Raw genomic sequence first — 19,956 nt, 5'->3', positions numbered from 1 at the left:
CGCGGGAACGCGGGCCACTCTGACCTCGACGCAGGCGGCGTCGTGGTTCCGTCCTCAGCCGGGTGGGTGTGCGGTTCCGGACGCGGGAGGACGCCCCGCCCGTCCCACCGGGCTGGGAGAACACCCGCCGGCCGGCGGCGACATCGGCGGTGAGGACGCCGGTACGCGGGCCCGGTTCGGTGGGACGGACGGGGCAGGTGGACAGGGTCGGTCGGCGTCTCGACCCTGCCCACCCGTGCCGTCCGGCCGGGACGGGTGCGTTCCGACCGGACGCCTGGGGCCCCGCGCCGGCCGGTCCGCCGACGTCGGGACCGGATGTGACACCGGATCGACGTCGGGGCCGGATGGGACGGGATCGGAGGGTTCGCGGTGGGTGGCCGTAGAAGGACGGAGGGTCCGGTCCTCCGGCGCGACCGGGGAATCCCGGTCCGGCCGCGCCGGACGACCGTCGTGCTGTCGTGCCCCACCGGGCCGGACACGGTCCGCCGGGGCACGCCCTTCCGGATCGAACCTCGTCTCCGGCCGCGGGGCGCAACCGCGGCCGGCCCTCGCCGGTCAATCCGGAAAAGTCGCTCGGGTGGGACGCCGGTGGCGGTCCCACGGTGGGCGGGAGGGGCGGCCGGTGGTGGGCACCGCTACCGGCCGCCCCGGGGTCAGGCGGCCACCGTCACCAGGGCCGGTTCCACCTCGGTCCAGGACGAGCCGAGTTCCGCCGAACGGGTCACCGCGTCCAGCACGAGCTGGACCTGCAACGCGTCGGCGAACGAGGGGGCCGGGTCGGTGCCGGTGGCGACCGCCTCGAGGAAGTCGCGCATCTGGTGGGTGAAGGAGTGCTCGTAGCCGATGATGTGCCCCGGCGGCCACCAGGCCGACATGTACGGGTGGTCGCCCTCGGTGACCAGGATCCGGCTGAAGCCCTGCTCCGCCGGGGGCAGCGCGGCGTCGTAGAACTCCAGCTCGTTGAGGCGCTCCAGGTCGAACACGACGGTGCCGAGCGAGCCGTTGATCTCGACCCGCAGCGCGTTCTTCCGGCCGGTGGCGAAGCGGCTCGCCTCGTACGTCGCGAGCGCCCCACCGTCGAGCCGGGCGACGAAGACCGCCGCGTCGTCCACGGTGACCGTCCCGGTGCCCCCGGCGGCGCCGTCCGCCCCGACGGAGCCGTCCACGGTGCCGGTCAGACCCCGCGCGTCGACCGGCAGCGGTCGCTCCTTGACGAAGGTCTCGGTGACCGCGCTGACCCCGGTGATCCGCTGGCCGGTGACGAACTGGGTCAGGTCGATGATGTGCGCCCCGATGTCGCCGAGCGCGCCGGATCCCGCCCTGTCCTTGCGCAGCCGCCAGACCAGCGGGAACTGCGGGTCCACGATCCAGTCCTGGAGGTACGTCGCGCGGACGTGCCGGATGACGCCCAGCCGGCCGGCGGCGACCAGGTCCCGCATCATGGTGACCGCGGGCACCCGGCGGTAGTTGAAACCGCACATCGACCGGACGCCGGCGGTCCGGGCCGTGGCCGCCGCGGCAGCCATCGCCCGGGCCTCCTCGACCGTGTTGGCCAGCGGCTTCTCGCACAGCACGTGCTTGCCGGCGGCCAGCGCGGCCAGGGCGATCTCGGCGTGGCTGTCTCCCGGGGTGCAGACGTCGACCACGTCGATGTCGTCCCGGGCGACCAGGTCACGCCAGTCGGTGGTGTGTCCCTCCCAGCCGAGCCGGTCGGCGGCGTCGGCCACCTTTCCGGCGTCCCGGCCACAGATCAGTGCCATCCGGGCCCGGGCCGGCAGGTCGTACACCCGGTTCACGGTGCGCCACGCCTGCGAGTGCGCGGCGCCCATGAACGCGTAGCCGACCAGGCCGACCCGCAGTTCCCGTGGTGATGTGGACAAGGTGGGTCTCCCCCCGTGTGTCAGAACCCGAGCTTGAGGTAGCTGCCCGCGTTCTCCTTGGTGATCGTCTCCGAGGCGAGCACGATCTCCTTCGGTACCTGGAGCTCCACCAGGTCGGACATGCCCTTGCCCTGACCGATCAGCCGGGCCAGGGAGATGGCCGAGGAGGCCATCGACGGGCTGTAGGTGACGGTCGCCTTCAGCGCGGTGTTGTCGGCCTGGATGTCCTCCATGGCCTTCTTGGAGCCCGCGCCGCCGACCATGAAGAACTCCTTGCGGCCGGACTGGTTGATCGCGGCGAGCACCCCGATGCCCTGGTCGTCGTCGTGGTTCCAGAGCGCGTCCATCTTCGGCAACGCCTGGAGGAGGCCGGTCGCCGCCTGCTGGCCGGAGTCGGCGGTGAACTCCGCCGGCCGCCGGTTGGCCACCTTGAAACCGAACGAGGCGAGGGTGTCGGTGAAACCCTTCGACCGTTCCTGGGTCAGCTCCAGCGAGTCGATGCCGGGGATCTCCCCGATGATCGGGTTGGTGACGCCCTTGGCCCGCAACTGCTCGACGATGTACGTCGCGGCGGCCACTCCCATGCCGTAGTTGTCGCCCTTGATCTGGGTGCGGTAGGCCCGGGCGTCCGGGAAGGCGCGGTCCAGGTTGACCACCGGGATGCCGGCCTTCATCGCCTCCAGGCCGAAGGCGTTGAGTTCCTTGCCGTCGTGCGGCAGCAGCACGATCACGTCGGGCTTCTGGGACAGCAGGGTGGACAGCGCGGCCCGCTGGGCCGCCGCGTCCGCGCCGGCCTCGACCGTCTTGAACTCCACGTCGGAGTACGCCGCCGCCTGCGCCTTGGCGTTGCTGGTGATGGCGGCGATCCAGCCGTGGTCGGCGGCCGGGGCGGAGAAGCCGATGGTGACACGCTTGCCGGGCTCGGCGTTGCCGCCCGACTCGGCGGCCTTGGTCTGCGCGGCGGTCGGCGCGGTCTCGTTGCTGGTGCAACCGGCGAGCAGCGCGCCGGCGCCGAGCGCGGCCGTACCGAACAGCAGCCGGCGGCGCGGCAGGTCGCGGCGTTGCTGGGTCATCGTGACCTCCTGGGTGCGGGGGTGGTGGAGGAGTCCGGGAAATGGGTGCGTTCGTCCCGGCCACCGTCGGGTGCGAGGTGGCCGCCGGTCGGGCGTGGTGTGTCCGGATACCGCCGCCGGATCAGGCGGTGGTCATCCGGTTACGGCTGAGGAACTGGGAGAGACTGCGGAACTGGACCTGCTGGACCAGGACCGCAGCGACGATGATGCCGCCCTTGACCATGTTCTGGGCCTCGGTGGAGAGCCCGTTGATGGCGAACAGGTTGGTGATGGTGGAAAAGATGATCACGCCGAGCAGGGAGCCGACGATGGTGCCCCGACCGCCGCTGAGCAGCGTCCCGCCGATGATCGCGGCGGCGATCGCGTCGAGTTCGTAGAGGTTCGCCATGGCCGCCTGGGCCGAGGTGGCCTGGGAGGTGAGCATGACGGCGGCGATGCCGCAGCAGAGGCCGGAGAGCCCGTAGAGCAGCAGGGTGTGCCGCCTGACGTCGATGCCGGCCAGCCGGGCCGCCTCCGGGTTGCCGCCGACGGCGACCGTGCGCCGGCCGAAGGTGGTGCGGTTGAGCAGCACCCATCCGGCGATCACCACCGCGGCGAGGATGTAGACCAACAGTGGAATGCCGAGCAGGTCGGTGCTGGCGATGCCGTTGATGGTGGCGTTGTCGGAGACCTGGGTCTGCTTGTCGGAGATCTCTGCCGCGAGGCCTCGGGCGGCGACCATCATGGCCAGGGTGGCGATGAAGGGCACCAGCTTCCCGTACGCGACGAGCAGGCCGTTGACCAGGCCGACCGCCAGTCCGACGGTGAGCGCACTGAAGATCATGCCGCCCGCGCCGTAGCTCTGGGTGGCGACGGTGGTGCACCAGACCCCGGCCAGCGCGACGATCGCCCCGACCGAGAGGTCGATGCCCCCGCCGATGATCACGAAGGTCATGCCCACGGCCACCACGCCGACCACCGAGGCCAGCTTGAGGATGGTGAGGATGTTGTTCCAGACCCAGGACGAGTCGCCGTAGAGGTCGGGGCGGGTGGCGATCCCGATGACCACCAGCACCACCAGCACGGCGATCAGGCCCAGGTTGCGCCGCGCGCCCTCGCCGTCCTCGCCCCGCCAGAGGGAGAGGACGCCCCGGCCGGCGGCGGCGTCGGTGCCCGCCTTGTGCACCGGGGGCGACTGTGCCGGCAGGTCGGTGGGACGGTCCGGGGTGGTCGTGCCTGTCGCGTCGCTCATGCCGTCGCCTCGCTTGTGCTTGTTCGGCCGCTGCGCCCGGTCATGCCGGCGCGCCTTCCAGGAGGGACCCCGCCATGACGAGGTCGAGCACGGTGTCTTCGTCCAGTTCGCCGGCCGGCGCCTCGCGCACGACCCGCCCTTCCCGCATCACCAGCACCCGGTCGGCCAGACCGAGCACCTCGGGGACCTCGCTGCTGACCAGCAGCACCCCGACGCCCCGGGCCGCCAACTGCCGGATCACCTGGTACAGCTCGGCCCGCGCGCCCACGTCCACGCCCCGGGTCGGCTCGTCGAGCAGCAGCAGCCGGGTGTCGCCGAGCAGCCAGCGCCCGACCACCACCTTCTGCTGGTTGCCGCCGGAGAGGGTGCGCACCGGGCGGCGCACGTCCTTCGGCCGCAGGTCGAGGATCTCGGCGATCCGGTCCGCCTCGGCCCGTTCCCGGCCGGCGTCGGTGAAGCCGAGCCGGGCGTACCGGCCGAAGGTGGCCAGGGTGACGTTCCGGAAGATCGGTTCGCCGAGCAGGAGCGCCTGGCTCTTGCGCTCCTCCGGAGCCATCCCCATGCCGGCGCGGACCGCCGCGCCGACGCTGCCCGGCCGCACCGGTCGGCTGTCCATCCGGACCGTGCCCGCCTCGGCGCGGCGGGCGCCGAAGATGGTCTCCAAAAGCTCCGACCGGCCCGAGCCGACCAGCCCGGCGATGCCGACGATCTCCCCGGCCCGGACGCTCAGCGAGACGTCGGCGAACTCGCCGGCGCGGGCCAACCCGTCGACCCGGAGCAGTTCCGCGCCGGGGGCGGTGTCCGGGCGTTCGGGGAAGACGTACTCGATGGTGCGGCCGGTCATCCGGTTGACCAGGTCGCGGGTGGGGGTGTCCCGGGCGGGCAGGTTCGCCGCGGTCGTCCGGCCGTCCTTGAGGACGGTGACCCGGTCGCCGATCTCGCGGATCTCCTCCATCCGGTGGGAGATGTAGATGACCGCGATGCCCTGCGCGGTCAGCTCCCGGATGATCCGGAAGAGGTTGCCGACCTCGTCGTGGGCGAGGACCGCGCTCGGTTCGTCCATGACGATCAGCCGGGCCTGGTGGGAGAGGGCCCGCGCCATGCTGACGATCTGCTTGCCCGCCGCCGGCAGCGCGCGGACCATCCGGCCGGGCGGGATCTCCGGGTGGCCGAGCCGGCCCAGGATCTCCCGGGTACGCCGGGCCGTGTGACCCCGGCGGACGAAGCCGAACCGGCGCGGCTCGTGACCCAGGAACGCGTTCTCCGCGACGGAGAGGTCCTCGACCAGGTCGAGTTCCTGGTAGATGGTGGCGATGCCGGCGCGCATGGCGGCCTGCGGGTTGGCGAAGGTGGTCGGCTCGCCGCGCCACCACACCTGCCCCGAGTCCGGCCGGTGCACCCCGGCGAGCACCTTGATCAGGGTGGACTTGCCGGCGCCGTTCTGCCCGAGCAGGCAGTGCACCTCGCCCGCCCGCACCTCCAGCTGCACCCCGTCCAGGGCCCGGACGCCGGGGAAGGTCTTGACCACGTCGGTCAGCCGCAGCACCACGTCACCGGGAACGGTGTCGGCGGGCGCGTCGACCAGGGGCCCGGGTTCCGGCCGGGCACCGGTGCTCACGACGCCTCCAGGAAGGCGACGTCGCTGGCGAGCACCGCCGCACCGGCGACTCCGGCGCGGGGACCCAGTTCGGAGAGGACCACCGGCAGGTTGCCGGTGGCCAGCGGCAGCGACCGGCGGTAGACGACGCTGCGGATCTCGGCGAGCAGGACGTGGCCGAGCTGCGCCAGTCCCCCGCCGATGACGATCATCGACGGGTTGGCGAAGCTGACCAGCCCGGCCAGCACGCCGCCGACCCGCCGTCCGCCCTCGCGGATGAGCTGGATGCAGGTGACGTCCCCCTCGATCGCACCGGCGGCGACGTCGAGCGCGGTGACCCGGCCCCGGGCGGCGAGCCGTTCGGCCAGCGCCGGGGAGGCGCCGCTGCGCGCGGCGGCGGTCGCGTCCTTGGCCAGTGCCGCGCCGCTGAACAGGGCCTCCAGGCAGCCGGTGTTGCCGCAGGAGCACACCGGGCCGTGCGACTCGACCTGGATGTGGCCGATGTCGCCGGCACAGCCGTCGCTGCCCCGGTAGACCTCGCCGCCGAGGAAGATCCCGCACCCTATTCCGGTGCCGATCTTCACGAAGAGGAAGTCGTCCACCGAGTGGGCCACCCCGCCGTGCCGCTCGCCGATCGCCATGATGTTGACGTCGTTGTCGACCACCGCCGGGCAGCCGTGCTCGCGGGTGAGCAGTTCCCGGACCGGGAACCGGTCCCAGCCCGGCATGATCGGCGGGGAGACCGGCACCCCGTCGCGGAAGCTCACCGGGCCGGGCAGCCCGACGCCGATCGCGTCGAGCCGTTCGTACGCCCCGTCGGCCTTCGCCTTGTGCAGCAGCTCGTTGACCCGGTGCAGGGTCGCCTTCGGCCCGGAGCGGATGTCGGCCTGTTCGGCGTAGGCGGCGACCGGTTCGAGCCGCCCGTTGACCACCTCGACGTCGATCGAGCTGGCCCCCATGTCCACCGCGGCGAACCGCAGGCGGGGGTCCAGCTCGACCAGGGTGGACCGGCGACCGCCCCGGGACTTGGCCAGGCCGGCTTCCGCGACGTAGCCGAGGGCGACCAGCCGTTCCAGCTCGGCGATCAGACGCGGGCGCGGGATCTGGAGGCGGTCGGCGAGCTCGGCCCGGGAGAGCGCGCCTTCGTCGCGGAGCAACCACAGCAGTCGCAGGTGCAGCGGATGGGCCTTCCGCACCGGACTCACCTCGCTTCAAGCCGTTCACGTCGACGTGACGTCGTCGTGTCGTGCCCGTCACAGTAGGAGGCTTCCGGCAGACCTGTCCAGAGCTTCGGACGATCTGGATTCAACTTTTGTTCTCCACAACAAAAGATTTGGTCGACTCGTCGAAACTTGTCGGTAACGTGCGGCCCGTCCCGACCTGCCCCGGAAGGGCACCGACACGACACCGCCCCCGCCACGGTGTGCGGCGGGGGCGGTGCGGCGGTGCGGGTGTCAGTGGGCGTCCGGGTGACGCTCCCGCTGCCGTTCCCGCTCCTGCTCCCGCTTGCGGGCGTTCCTGCGAAGCTTGCGGTCGTCGCGCAGCTCGACGTAGGGCTCCTTCTCCGGGGAGTGCCCGGCCGCGATCGCCCGGCTGCGTTCGAGCTCGGCGTCGAACTCGGCCCCGAGCAGGATGGCGATGTTGCTCAGCCAGAGCCAGATCAGGAAGACGATCACGCCGGCCAGCGCCCCGTACGTCTTGTTGTACGAGCCGAAGTTGCTGACGTAAAGCGCGAAGAGGCCCGACACGACCAGCCAGATCAGCACCGCCAGCACGCCACCCGGGCTGACCCAGCGGAACCCGCCGTGCCGGGCGTTCGGCGAGGCCCAGTAGAGGAGCGCGAACATCAGGCTGACCAGTACCAGCAGCACCGGCCACTTGGCGATGTTCCACACCGTGACTGCCGTCGAGCCGAGCCCGATCGCGTCCCCCGCCGCCTCGGCCAGCCGGCCGGTGAAGACCACGATCACCGCGCTGACCAGCAGCATCACCCCGATCACGGCGGTCACCCCGACCCGGATCGGCAGGGTCTTCCAGATCGGCCGTCCCTCCGGCACGTCGTAGATCGAGTTGGAGGCACGCATGAACGCCGCGACGTACCCGGAGGCCGACCAGAAGGCAGCGAGCAGACCGATCACCGCCGCCACGCTGGCCAGGCCGCCGGACGCGCTGGCCTGGTCGATGGCCCCCTCGATGATCCGGCGGACGCTCTCCTCCGGCACCGCCTCGGTGACCGTGTCCCGGACCTCGTTCGTGGCGCTCTCGCCGAGCAGTCCGAGCAGCGAGACCAGCACCAGCAGGCCGGGGAAGATCGAGAGCACGCCGTAGTAGGTCAGCGCGGCCGCCCAGTCGGTCAGGCTGTCGTCGGAGAACTCCCGTCCCGTGCGGCGCAGCGTCGCCAGCCACCCCGTACCGGAGAGTTCGGTGGGGCTGTCCGGTCCGTCGTCCGGGCCGACCGGACGGTTCCGGGTCGACGCGTCCCGCTCCGCCGGCTCCGCGTCCGCGCGGGGCTCGCCCGGATCGGCCGGCGCACGCCGGGCGGTAGTGGTGGAGCGGTCGCGGTGCCCGCCCCGGCCGGGGGACTCGTCGGAGGCCATCGCCCCTCCCTCAGGTCGGCTGTCTCCCCCTGCTCATGCCCCGACCCGGCCCAGGGTAACCACCCACCCGCCCCACCCCGCCGTTCGCTACCGGTAGAGCAGCCGGGATGTCCGGCGGGACGCCACGACCAGGCACAGCACCGTCAACCCGACCAGGTAGAGCACGTCGACCAGCCATCCCCCGCCGCCGGTGCCGAGGGTGACGTCCCGGAGCAGGTGCACCGCACGGTAGAGCGGGGTCACCTCCACCACCCAGCGCAGCAGGTCCGGGTACGCCTGCGCCGGGACGAAGGTGCCGGAGAAGAGGAAGAGGGTGAACTGCGCCGACCCGAGCAGGTCGAAGTCCTGCCAGCTCCGCATGAGGGTGGCGATGGTCATGCCCAGCGCACCGAACGCGAAGCCGACCAGCAGGGCCGCCGGCAGCGCCGTCGCCGCCCGGGCCACGGTGGTCAGGTCCATCGCCACCATCACCACGAGGAACGCCGCCGAGTAGAGCGACCCGCGCAGCATCGCCCAGGCCAGCTCACCGAGGGCGATCTCGAACGGCTGCACCGGGGTGGCGATCACGCCGTCGTACAGCTTCTGGTACTTCATCTTGCCGAAGAAGTTGAAGGTGGTCTCGGCCAGCGCGCCGGTCATCGCCGACGAGGCGAGCAGCGCCGGGGCGACGAACGTCGCGTAGGACACCACGGAGCCGTCGGGGAGGGTGAAGTCGCCGACCAGCGCCCCCACCCCGACGCCGATGGAGAAGAGGTAGAACACCGGCTCCAGGAAGCCGGAGACGAGCACCAGCCAGTACGCCGTACCGAGCGTGTCGACGTTCCGCCAGGCCACGGCGGAGGACCGGCGGGCGGCGGCGCGGGCGTCGAGCAGCCGGGGCAGCACCAGAGCGACCACGGGTCCTCCCTAGACGACGAGGGTGCGGTGGAACACGCGCCGGGCCAGCACCCAGCCGGCCAGGGCCCAGGCCGCGAGGTAGAGCAGGTGCCCGGTGGCGGACCACTGCGGGGCCACCCCGAGCGCGGCGGCCCGGCACAGGTCGACGCCGTGCCAGAGCGGGGTCACGTAGGCCACCCAGCGCAGCCCCACCGGCAGCGACTCGACCGGGAAGAACACCCCGGCGAACAGCGTCGCCGGGATCACCGCGAACCGGAACAGCAGCGCCAGGTAGCTGTCGCCGGGCACGCTGCCGGCGAACGCGAAGACCGGCGCGGCCACCGCCAGGCCGAGCAGCGCCACCACCGGCACGGCGAGCAGCACCCACCCGGAGCGCACCGCCCCGAACAACGCCGCGACCAGCAGGAACGCGGCGGCGGAGGTGAGCACCCGGAGCAGGACGAAGATCAGGTGCCCGCCGAGGATGTCGCCGGCCCGCAGCGGGGCGGCGCTCTGCGCGTAGTAGAGCTTGGTCCACTGGAAGTTGCCGTAGACCGGCCAGGTCGACTCGCTGACCGCGACCTGGAAGGCGGTGGAGGCGACCAGTCCGGGCAGGATCCATTCGAGGTAGGACACCCCGTCGACGCCCTGGTCGACGTACGCGCCGACGCCCACGCCGAAGCCGAGCACGGTGAGCACCGGCAGCAGGAACGACGAGAAGACGCTCGACCGCCAGGTGCGGCGGTACCCGACCAGGTGGTACGCCAGGACCGCCAGCGCCGGCACCCGGGGCAGCGCCGGTCGGGCCGCCTCCCGCCGGGTCTGCTGGGTCACGCTCATCCGTGCTCCCGCCCTCAGTCGACCAGGGTGCGGCCGGTCAGGTGGAGGAAGACGTCCTCCAGGCTGCTGCGCCGGACCAGCACGCTCGCCGGGGCGAGTCCGCGCGCGTGGACCTCGGCGACCGCGTCGTCCCCGTGGGCGACGTAGAGCAGGACCCGGTCGGGCAGCACCTCGACCCGTTCGCCGAGGTCGGCCAGCTTGCCGGCGAACGCCTCCTGCGACTCGGCGGCGAAGCGCAGCTCGACCACCTCACGGGTGGAGTACCGCTCGATCAGCGCCCGGGGCGACCCTTCGGCGGCGATCCGGCCGCCGTCCATCACCACCAGGCGGTCGCAGAGCTGTTCCGCCTCGTCCATGTAGTGCGTGGTCAGCACCAGGGTGACGCCCTGCTGCTTGAGCCGGAACAGCCGTTCCCAGACCAGGTGCCGGGCCTGCGGGTCCAGCCCGGTGGTCGGCTCGTCGAGCAGGACGATCTCCGGCTCGTTGACCAGCGCGCGGGCGATGGTCAGCCGGCGCTTCATGCCGCCGGAGAGCGGTTCCACCCTGCTGTCGGCGCGTTCGGCGAGCTGCACGAAGTCGAGCAGTTCGGCGGCGCGGTCCCGGGCCACCCGGCGGGGGATGCCGAAGTAGCGCGCATAGGTGGTGAGGTTCTCCCGGACGGTCAGCTCCGGATCGAGGTTGTCCAGCTGCGGGCAGACGCCGAGACGGGCCCGGATCGCCGGCCCGTCGCGGACCGGGTCCCTGCCGAGAATGCGCAGCTCGCCCCCGCTGGGCGGGGAGATGCAGCCGACCATCCGCATGGTCGAGGACTTGCCCGCGCCGTTCGGCCCGAGGAAGCCGAAGGCCTCCCCGGCGTGGACGTCGACGTCGATCCCGTCCACGGCGGTGAAGTCGCCGAACCGTTTCACCAGGCCCCGGGCCCGGATCAACACCTCTGCCGTCACGCCGAAGACCCTAGCCGGCACCACCGAGGCGTCCTACCCCTTTTCCGAGGGGCCGGTCCGCCCCTACAGCTCGCCGGGGCTGGTGGCGATCCGGGCGGTGGCCACCAGGCGGTCGGTCTCGGCGACCACCTCCGGGTCGTCGGTGGGGGTGCCGGGGTCGTAGCGGACCGTCCAGGTCAGGCCGTCCACGCCGGGCACCCGGCGGGCGGCGATCCGGCCCGCGCCGCCGGGCACCGGGTGGTGTTCGGTGTACGCCACCGACTTGGTCACCCGGGCGCGCACCTGGTGCGGCAGTTCTCCCGGATCGAGGAGGAGGTAGGTGTCGGTGGGCGCGTCGGCGACCACCAGGTAGCCGTCCCGCTCGGCGAGGCGTTCCGCCGGGGTGACCCGCAGTTCCCGCCCGGACCAGACCGCCTTGAGGATGTCGTGCCAGCCCAGCCGCTCGGCCCGGCCGGGCAGCCAGAGCCCGAGGTTGGTAGCGACCGAGGCGGCCTCGTCGCCGTCGCCCACCCGGGCCCAGGCGAGCATCCGCTCGTCGGCGGCCAGTTCCGGCCGGTGCCGGGCGGGCAGCTTCGGTCGACGGTTGAACAGTCCCATCACAGTCCTCCCGCGGCCTGTTCGCGCAGCGCCCGGGCGTGCTGCTCCAGCGAGAGCAGCTCGCCGAAGAGCGCGAAGTACTCGTCCTTGTGCGCCACCGGGTTCACCCGCTGGATCTTCGACTTGAGGTCCGTGATCCGGCTGGTCACCGACCCCCACTGCAACTGGGCGAGGGTGATCGAGACGTACCTCGGGTCGGGTTCGCCGTCGATCCGCAGCGGCTCCACGGCCAGCTCCGCGACGAGGGCCTGCGCGGCCAGATCGGCGCAGGCGTCCTGGACCTGGCCGACCCAGACCGCGCCGCCGGTCGCCGACGACACCCCGCCGGCCTCCGCGACGGCCGCGCGCACCACCTGGTGGATGGGGTGCCGGTACTCGTCCGCGTCGACCGCGTCGAACATCGGGCCGGCGAGCACCGGCTCCTGGAGGGCCAGCTTCAGCGCCTCCCGCTCGACCATCGACTGCGGGCTGTCCACCGCCGGTTCCCGCCGGACCGGGGCGGAGCGCGACGCCTCCCGGCCGACCGGCGCGCCTCCGGCGGCGAGCACCGCCCGTTGCACCGGTTCGAGCTCCATGCCGAGGTCACCGGCGAGCTTGCGGACGTACTCGGGGCGTTTCTCGGCGTCCTTGAGCTTGGCGACCAGCGGGGCGGCACGGCGCATCGCCTCCACCCGACCGTCGACGGTGTCCAGGTCGTACCGGCCGATCACGTGCCGCAGCGCGAAGTCGACCAGCGGCTCGCGCCGGGCGACCAGGTCCCGGACGGCCAGGTCGCCCTTTGCCAGCCGCAGCTCGCACGGGTCCATGTTGTCCGGGCTGACCGCGATGAAGGTCCGCCCGACGAAACGCTGGTCGTCCTCGAAGGCGCGCAGCGCGGCCTTCTGCCCGGCGGCGTCCCCGTCGAAGGTGAAGATGATCTCGCCGGCCACGTCGTGGCTGTCCAGCAGGAGTCGACGCAGCACCCCGATGTGGTCCCCGCCGAAGGCGGTGCCGCAGGTCGCCACGGCGGTCGCCTCCCCGGCAAGGTGGCAGGCCATCACGTCGGTGTACCCCTCGACCACGACCACCCGGCCCTGCTTGGCGATCTCCCGCTTGGCCTGGTCGATGCCGTAGAGCACGTGGGACTTCTTGTAGATCGGCGTCTCGGGGGTGTTCAGGTACTTCGGGCCGTCGTCGTCGTCGAAGAGCTTCCGCGCGCCGAAGCCGATCACGTCGCCGCTGAGGTCCCGGATCGGCCAGAGCAGCCGGCGGCGGAACCGGTCGATCAGCGAACCGGAGCGGGCCGGCCGGGACAGCCCGGCGGTGACCAGCTCGTCGTGGCTGAAGCCCTGTTGACGCAGGTGCTTGGTGAGCAGGTCCCAGGCGTCCGGGGCGAAGCCGCAGCCGTACCGCTGGGCGGCGGCCCGGTCGAAGCCGCGCTCGGCGAGGAACTCGCGTGCCGGTCGGGCCCCGGCGGTGCCGAGCTGGGCCTGGTAGAACTCGACGGCGGCGGCGTGCGCGGCGACGAGGCGCTGCCGCTGCCCCTGCTGCTGCCGGACGCGGGGGGCGGGCTTGCCGTCCTCGAGGTAGCGGAGCTGGATGCCGGCCCGGCCGGCGAGCCGTTCGACCGACTCGACGAAGCTGAGGTGGTCGGCGTCCATCAGGAACTTGATCGCGTCGCCGCCCGCGCCGCAGCCGAAGCAGTAGAAGACGTTCCGGGCCGGCGAGACGTTGAACGACGGGCTCTTCTCGTCATGGAACGGGCAGAGCCCCTTGAGGTTGCCGCCGCCGGCCGACTTCAGCGTCACCGTCTCCGAGATGACGTCCGCGATCGAGGTGCGTTCGCGTACCAGCGCGATGTCCTCGTCCCGGATCCGCCCAGCCATCCGCCACCTCCTCCGGCGTACATCCTGCCCTGCGGGACCGGAGATCGGCCCGGCGGGGGCACGGCGTGTGACGGGGCCGTCCGGTCAGGGGGCGCACCGGCGTCGACGGTCAGGAGCGGCGTCGCCACAGGTGCCGGGTGACCGGCGGCGGGTCCTCCTCGTCGTACGACCGGGCGGCCCGCACCGCCGCGGCCAGACCGTACGGACGGCGGGTGCGGGTGGGTTGGACCAGCGGGTCCCGGGCCATGTCCCGCAGCAGCGCCACGGCGAGCCCGAGCATCACCAGCACGAACGGCAGCGCCACCATGATCGTCGCCTGTTGCAGCGCGTCGAGCCCGCCGACGAGCAGCAGCGCCGCCGCGACCGCGCCGATCAGCACACCCCAGAGCACCACCACCGGTCGGTGCGGACGCAGCGCACCCCGGGAGCTGAGCGACCCGAGCACCAGTGAGGCCGAGTCGGCGCTGGTGATGAAGTAGATCCCGATCAGCACCATGGCCAGGACACTGGTGAGACTGGCCAGCGGGAGTGAGTCGAGCAGTCCGAAGAGGGCCTGTTCACTGCCGGCCGCCGCATCGGCGACCAGGTCACGGGCACCGGTGGCCTGGGCGCGCAGCGCGCTGCCGCCGAGCACGGCGAACCAGATGGCGCTGGCCCCGCTCGGCACGAGCAGCACCCCGACGAGGAACTGGCGGACCGTCCGTCCCCGGGAGATGCGGGCGATGAAGATGCCGACGAACGGCGCCCAGGAGATCCACCACGCCCAGTAGAAGATCGTCCAGTCGCCGAGCCAGGACGGGTCGGAGAAGGCCCCGGTCCGGGTGGACATGGTCAGCAGGTTGCTCAGGTAGTCGCCGACGGCGGCGGGGAGCACCTCGAGGGTGTAGACGGTCGGGCCGAGCACGAAGACGAAGAGCAGCAGCGCCACCGCGAGCACCACGTTGGTGGTGGAGAGCCACTTGATGCCCCGGTGCAGCCCGGAGAAGGCCGAGACGACGAAGGCCAGGGTGAGGGCGCCGATCACCACCAGTTCGACGGTGGTGCTGTCGGGCACACCCGCCACGATGTCCAGCCCGGCGGCGACCTGGAGCGCGCCGAGGCCGAGGCTGGTCGCCGAACCGAAGACGGTGGCGAAGACGGCCAGCAGGTCGATCGTCCGCCCCACCGGCCCGTCGACGTGCCGGCCGAGCAGCGGGGTGAAGGCCGCCGAGATCCGGTTGCTCCGCCCCCGGCGGAAGGTGGAGTAGGCCAGGGCCAGCGCCACCACCGCGTAGATCGCCCAGGGGTGCAGCGTCCAGTGGAAGAGGGTGTACTGCATGGCCGCGGCGGCGGCCGGGCCGCTCTGCGGCGCGACGCCGGTGGCCGGGGGCGGGGTGGCGTAGTGCTGGATGGGTTCGGCCACGGCGAAGAAGACCAGGCCGATGCCCATGCCGGCGCTGAACATCATGGCGGTCCAGGCCAGCGTGCTGAACTCGGGCTCGTCGTCGTCCGCGCCGAGCCGGATCCGGCCGAACCGGGAGGCGGCGAGCACCACCGCGAGGACCAGAAAGGCGTCGGCGGCGAGCACGAAGAACCAGCCGAACGTGCCGATCACCCAGGCCAGGCCGGAGGTGCCGAAGGAGGCCAGCGAGGTCCGACCGAACACCCCCCAGGCCACCACGGCGAGCACCCCGCCGACGCCCAGGGCCAGCACCAGCGGGTCGACCGGCTGGCTCGCGGGCTGCGTTCTCTCCTCGGCCATGGTCACCCTGCCCATCCTGTCGGGACCGTCGGCTATGCCCCCATACATAACATCTGCGGCGTCCCGGGCGGCTTACTCCCGGTTGTGGATCTTGACTACGCTCGTGGCCGGAAACGGACGGAGGACCATGGCCGAGGAACCGGACGCACCGCTGACCATCGCGCTGGCCGAGTACGAACACCTGCGGGAGGCCAGCCGCGCCATCGACGACCAGACGACCGCCCGGTTCACCTTCTTCCTGACCGTGGCGACCGCCGCCACCGCCGTCTCCGCCGGCATGGTCACCACCGGCACGCCGGCCGGCGTGATCCGGCCCACCGTGCTGGCCGGGCTGGGCGCGCTGGTGCTGATGCTGGGCAGCGCGGTCTTCGCCCGGCAGGTGGAGCTGAACGCCCGGGGCCGCCGGTACGCGGTCGCCGCGACGGTGCTGCGCACGTACCTGGCCCGGCGTGCGCCGGATCTGGCGCCGTACCTGATGATGCCGACGTTGGACGACCCGGGGCCGTTCGCGCCGGAGCCGTTCCGCCGGCACTGGGCGCGCGACCTGGTCGGGCAGGCCGGCACCATCGGGCTGATCAACAGCGTGGTGGTGGCGGTGGCGGCCGGGACCGGCCTGGCAGCGGTCGCGCCGGGCTGGCTCGCGGTGGCCGGCGCGGTCGCGGCCCTCGCCGGTGCCGTCGCGGCGCACCTGGTCGTGGTGCGTCGCCGGGTGGCCCAGTCCGCCCGGCTGGTCGGCGAGGTGCTTGCGCGGCGCACCACCCTGCGCCCGGCCGACAACGCGGTACACGAGTCGTTCGCGCGGGAGTAACCGCAGGTCACGGTCGCGTTAGTGGGCCTACCCTAGGGTCTTCCCTCATGATCATTTCTAGTACCGGGCCGACGTCGGCCCGGCGGCGCGCGGTCGCCGGCCTGGCCACGCTGGTGGTCGCCGGTGGCCTGCTGACCACGCTGGGCAAGGCCACGCCCGCCGGTGCCGAGCCGGGTGACGTCGTGGTCGCCGAGAACTTCGACAGCGGTACGCTCCCCGCCGGCTGGCGGGCGGTCGACGGGGACTGGAAGGTGGTGGACGGCCGGCTGGTCGGCACCGCCACCAGCGGCACCCGGAAGATCACCTTCGGCCGGCACCTCGAACACTTCCGGTTCTCCGCCACCGTCCGCTTCGAGAAGGTCAACGAGGCGACCCGGTGGACGGCCCTCGGCCTGGACGTGCCGGCCAGCGGGGCCAACCCCTGGTGGATCGCCACCATGCGCAGCGGCAGCACGGCCGCGAACGGGCTGGAGTTCGCGCAGCTCACCCCGGCGGGCAGCTGGAACGTCACGAACACCACCTCCGCGCCGTACGCGGCCGGGACGGGTCGGGACGTCACAGTCGCCATCGAGGTGCACGGCAACCAGGCCCGCTGGTTCCTCGACGGGCGTCAGCTCATGCGGACCAGCAGCCTCCAGCGCTCCCCCGACGGTGGACAGGCCCTGGTGGTCAACGGCGCGACCGTCTCGTTCGACGACGTCACGGTCACCGAACTGGCCCCGAACGGGCTGCTCCGCCCCGACGGCGCTCCGCTGACCGTGATCGCCCACCGGGGTGCCTCGGCGGCGGCCCCGGAGAACACCCTGGCCGCCCAGGAGGTGGCCCGCCGGGCCGGGTCGGACTGGATCGAGAACGACGTGCAGCCCAGCCGGGACGGCGTGCCGTTCGTGCTGCACGACGGCACCGTCGACCGCACCACCGACGGCACCGGGGCGATCCGCAACCTCACCTCGGCGCAGCTCAAGGCGCTCGACGCCGGGTCCTGGTTCGCCCCGCACTTCACCGGCGCGCGGCTGCCCACCCTCGCCGAGCAGCTCGCCGACCTGCGGAACCGGGGCGGCAACCTGCTGTTGGAGATCAAGGGCGCGCACACCCACGCCGAGGTCGCCCGGATCGTCGAGGTGATCCGCGCCGAGCGGATGACCACCCGGGTCTTCGTGCAGAGCTTCGACGAGACGCACCTGCGTCACGTCCGGGAACTGGCGCCCGAGCTGCCGTTGGGGCTGCTGCGGAGCACCCTCGACGCCGACCCGGTGGCGCTGGCGAAGGAACTGGGGCTGGCCGCGTACAACCCGAGCGACGCCGCGCTGACCGCGCGCCCGTCGGTCGTCGCGGACCTGCACGCCGCCGGGGTGGCGGTGATGGTCTGGACGGTGGACTCGGCCACCGCCTGGCAGCGTCTGGAGGGGTACGGCGTGGACGGCATCATCACCAACCGTCCCGCCGAGTTGACCGGCTGGAACGCCGCGCGGCTCCAGGACGACGTGGCGCGGCCGACCGTCAGCGTCTCCTCGCCGTCCGACGGGGCCCGGCTGGACCGCGCCCAGCGCCCGGTGCTCGGCGTGGTCACCGGCGACGCGGACACCGTCACGGTGACCCTGGACGGCGAGCCGGCCACCCCGGGCCAGGTGCTCGACCCGACCCGGCTCACCGCCGGCACGCACACGATCCGGGTCGAGGCCACCGGTCCGGGCGGCCGGACCACGGCGACCACCACCTTCACCGTGGTCGCCGACCCGACCGGCCTGGCGCACCTGGTGCTCACCCCTGCGGTCGCCACCGGTGCCCGGAACGCGATGCTCACCGCCCTCGCCGGTGGCCGGTACGCCCAGCTCGCCCGGTACGCCGAGCAGCACGCCGGCAAGCAGGTCCCGAAGGACGTGGCGGCCCTGATCGCGGCGGACGCCCGCGCTCTCGCGGCCGGCTGACCCGCGTCGGTGACCGGGCCGGCCCGTCCGGCCCGGTCACCGCGTCACGGCCCGGTGCCCGCGCCGTCGACCAGCCCGAACCGTCGGCCGGCGCGCTCGCCGACGGCCCTTTCCCCCTGCGGTGCCGCCGGTCCGGCCGCACCGCCCGGGTCAGGCCGTCCGGTCGTAGCGGTCCTGGTTGAGGAAGCGGGCGAAGCCGCGCCACGAGTTGGGGCCCATCACGCCGTCGACCGGCCCGGTATAGCCCCAGCGGGCGGCCAGCCGCTGGACGGCCGCCCAGGTGTTGGCGCCGGGCACACCGTCGATCGGGCCGGTGTAGCCGTATCCGCGCATCGCCCGCTGGAGGGCGGCGTAGGTGTTCGGCCCCGGCGCACCGTCGATCGGACCGGTGTAGCCGTGCTCCATCCGCAGCCAGTTCTGCGCCCGCTGCCACATGATCGGGCCGGGGATCCCGTCGGACTCGGTGGAGGTCTTGGGCAGCGTGCCGCCGATCCCGGCGAGGTAGGTCAGCGGGTTGATCCGCACCCCGGACGGGTTGATCATGTGCCAGTGCACGTGCGGTCCGGTGGAGGAGCCGGAGCCGGGCGCGCCCGCCGCGCCGCCGGAGAGCCCGACCGTCGCCCCGGCGTCGACCACCGCGCCGTTGCCGAGGCTGAACGCGGAGAGGTGCATGTACTGGGTGCGGTAGCCGTTGGGGTGGTGGATCGTGACGGTGTGCCCGCCGGTGCCGTTGTACGGGATGTTCTGGATCGTGCCGCCGCCGCAGGCCGGCAGCCGGGTGCCCACCGACATGACGTAGTCGATGCCGCCGAGCGAGCCCCGGTCGAGGTGCGCCTGCCAGCCGTCGGAGATCGGGTAGCCGGTGAACGGGTTGTGGAAGCCGGAGGCGTACGCGGGAGTACCGCCCGCGAGCGCGCCGCCGAGACCCACCGCCGTGCCGCCGAGCACCACCGCGCCGGCCACGGCCCCCCGCAGCAGTGTCCGCCGGTCCGTCCCGTTGCCCGTCCCGCACATGGCGCCCCCTCCTCCGGTCCCGGTCACGGCGACCGTCACGTACCGCCCGGGTGCCGGACGCAAGGGGTCAATATATCGACGTCGATCGACCTTGATCAAGGGTTGCGGGCGGCGCTCACCCGATCGCGGCGGCCTCCTCCACCTCGACCTGGCGGTTCCAGTCCGGCTTGCTGGCCCGCCAGCCCTCGTCGCTGAAGCCACGCCGCCAGTAGCCGGAGATGGAGAGCATCTCCCGGGGCACCCCCCGCTCGACGCGGAGCAGCCGGCGCAACTCCTTGACGAAGGACGCCTCGCCGTGCACGAAGGCGTGCACCGCGCCGGGTGGGAACTCCAGCGCCCGCACCGCCGCGACCAGCGCCTCACCGACCGGACGGCCACCACGGTGCAGCCAGACCACCTCGACCGCCCCCGGGCTGGGCAGCGGCTGCTCCTCCGCCGGCCCGTCGATCTCCACGAACACCCGGGCCGGCGCGTCGAGCGGCAGGCGCTCCAGCGACGCCGCGATGGCCGGCAGGGCGCTCTCGTCGCCGACCAGCAGGTGCCAGTCCGCCGCCGGGCTCGGCGCGTACGCCCCACCGGGGCCGAGGAAGTGGACCGGATCACCGGGGCGCAGCGCGGCGGCCCACGGCCCGGCCACCCCCTCGCCGCCGTGGTGCACGATGTCGATCGTCAGCTCGTTGACCACCGGGTCCCAGGCACGCACGGTGTAGGCGCGCAGCCGGGGCCACTGCTCGCGGGGCAGGTCCCGGCGGATCGTGTCCAGGTCGAACGGGGTCGGGTAGACCACGCCCGGCTGGGGGAAGAGCAACTTGACGTAATGGTCGGTGTGTTCGCCCACCGGCAGCCCGACCAGCCCGTCCCCGCCCAGCACCAGGCGGATCACATGCGGGGTGGGACGCGCGGTGCGCACGAGGTGCGCGGTGGTGGTGACCTTCTTCGGACGGTCCGTCATGCTGGTTAGGCTA

General features: G+C 72.9%; 16 protein-coding genes. 2 read left to right on the top strand and 14 right to left on the bottom strand.

Annotation, left to right across the window (positions count from 1 at the left end; all coding sequences use genetic code 11):
- Positions 1-653 precede the first annotated feature (653 nt).
- The 12 genes from ACIBJE_RS06130 to ACIBJE_RS06075 all read right to left on the bottom strand — a co-directional run bounded on the left by ACIBJE_RS06130 (position 654) and on the right by ACIBJE_RS06075 (position 15,241).
- On the bottom strand, positions 654-1,880 hold the full coding sequence (locus ACIBJE_RS06130) for a Gfo/Idh/MocA family protein (protein WP_396743675.1): 1,227 nt from the start codon (positions 1,878-1,880) through the stop codon (positions 654-656).
- 20 nt (positions 1,881-1,900) lie between these two features.
- The gene (locus tag ACIBJE_RS06125) at positions 1,901-2,953 is read right to left on the bottom strand and encodes a substrate-binding domain-containing protein (protein WP_396743672.1); all 1,053 of its coding nucleotides are present in this window, start codon (positions 2,951-2,953) and stop codon (positions 1,901-1,903) included.
- A gap of 121 nt (positions 2,954-3,074) precedes the next feature.
- Complete coding sequence (locus tag ACIBJE_RS06120; RefSeq protein WP_396743669.1) at positions 3,075-4,184, bottom strand: ABC transporter permease; 1,110 nt, start codon at positions 4,182-4,184, stop codon at positions 3,075-3,077.
- Between the two features lie 40 nt (positions 4,185-4,224).
- Positions 4,225-5,733 carry a sugar ABC transporter ATP-binding protein gene (locus ACIBJE_RS06115; RefSeq protein ID WP_396744530.1) on the bottom strand — a complete coding sequence of 503 codons (1,509 nt, stop codon included), beginning with the start codon at positions 5,731-5,733 and terminating at the stop codon, positions 4,225-4,227.
- 65 nt (positions 5,734-5,798) lie between these two features.
- On the bottom strand, positions 5,799-6,977 hold the full coding sequence (locus ACIBJE_RS06110; RefSeq protein ID WP_396743666.1) for an ROK family protein: 1,179 nt from the start codon (positions 6,975-6,977) through the stop codon (positions 5,799-5,801).
- Between the two features lie 258 nt (positions 6,978-7,235).
- Positions 7,236-8,378: a YihY/virulence factor BrkB family protein gene (locus ACIBJE_RS06105; RefSeq protein WP_396743663.1), complete on the bottom strand. Its 1,143-nt coding sequence runs from the start codon at positions 8,376-8,378 to the stop codon at positions 7,236-7,238.
- 87 nt (positions 8,379-8,465) lie between these two features.
- Positions 8,466-9,275: an ABC transporter permease gene (locus ACIBJE_RS06100; RefSeq protein WP_396743660.1), complete on the bottom strand. Its 810-nt coding sequence runs from the start codon at positions 9,273-9,275 to the stop codon at positions 8,466-8,468.
- 9 nt (positions 9,276-9,284) lie between these two features.
- The gene (locus tag ACIBJE_RS06095) at positions 9,285-10,094 is read right to left on the bottom strand and encodes an ABC transporter permease (protein ID WP_396743657.1); all 810 of its coding nucleotides are present in this window, start codon (positions 10,092-10,094) and stop codon (positions 9,285-9,287) included.
- 14 nt (positions 10,095-10,108) lie between these two features.
- Positions 10,109-11,038 carry an ABC transporter ATP-binding protein gene (locus ACIBJE_RS06090; RefSeq protein ID WP_396743654.1) on the bottom strand — a complete coding sequence of 310 codons (930 nt, stop codon included), beginning with the start codon at positions 11,036-11,038 and terminating at the stop codon, positions 10,109-10,111.
- Between the two features lie 63 nt (positions 11,039-11,101).
- Entirely contained in the window at positions 11,102-11,635 is a 534-nt protein-coding gene (locus ACIBJE_RS06085) for a hypothetical protein (RefSeq protein ID WP_396743651.1), read from the bottom strand.
- On the bottom strand, positions 11,635-13,500 hold the full coding sequence (gene dnaG, locus ACIBJE_RS06080) for a DNA primase (RefSeq protein ID WP_396743648.1): 1,866 nt from the start codon (positions 13,498-13,500) through the stop codon (positions 11,635-11,637). The genes ACIBJE_RS06085 and dnaG overlap by 1 nt, the downstream gene beginning before the upstream one ends.
- Positions 13,501-13,609: 109 nt before the next feature.
- Positions 13,610-15,241 (bottom strand): BCCT family transporter, encoded by a 1,632-nt coding sequence (locus ACIBJE_RS06075; protein ID WP_396744527.1) that lies wholly within the window; start codon positions 15,239-15,241, stop codon positions 13,610-13,612.
- 127 nt (positions 15,242-15,368) lie between these two features.
- Here ACIBJE_RS06075 and ACIBJE_RS06070 point away from each other — a divergent pair, with 127 nt between their 5' ends.
- Both ACIBJE_RS06070 and ACIBJE_RS06065 read left to right on the top strand, forming a co-directional pair.
- Complete coding sequence (locus ACIBJE_RS06070) at positions 15,369-16,049, top strand: hypothetical protein (protein WP_396743645.1); 681 nt, start codon at positions 15,369-15,371, stop codon at positions 16,047-16,049.
- 47 nt (positions 16,050-16,096) lie between these two features.
- A complete protein-coding gene (locus tag ACIBJE_RS06065; protein ID WP_396743642.1) occupies positions 16,097-17,977 on the top strand; it encodes a glycerophosphodiester phosphodiesterase in 1,881 nt (626 codons plus the stop codon).
- 150 nt (positions 17,978-18,127) lie between these two features.
- Here the strand turns inward: ACIBJE_RS06065 and ACIBJE_RS06060 are convergent, their stop codons facing one another.
- On the bottom strand, positions 18,128-18,991 hold the full coding sequence (locus tag ACIBJE_RS06060; protein WP_396743639.1) for a peptidoglycan DD-metalloendopeptidase family protein: 864 nt from the start codon (positions 18,989-18,991) through the stop codon (positions 18,128-18,130).
- A gap of 115 nt (positions 18,992-19,106) precedes the next feature.
- Positions 19,107-19,943, bottom strand: a complete 837-nt coding sequence (locus ACIBJE_RS06055) for a siderophore-interacting protein (RefSeq protein WP_396743636.1) — start codon at positions 19,941-19,943, stop codon at positions 19,107-19,109.
- Between the last annotated feature and the right edge of the window lie 13 nt (positions 19,944-19,956).

The organism is Micromonospora sp. NPDC050187 (assembly GCF_044459745.1).
Classification (GTDB): Bacteria; Actinomycetota; Actinomycetes; order Mycobacteriales; family Micromonosporaceae; genus Micromonospora.
This window is presented reverse-complemented; position numbering and strand designations above follow the sequence as displayed.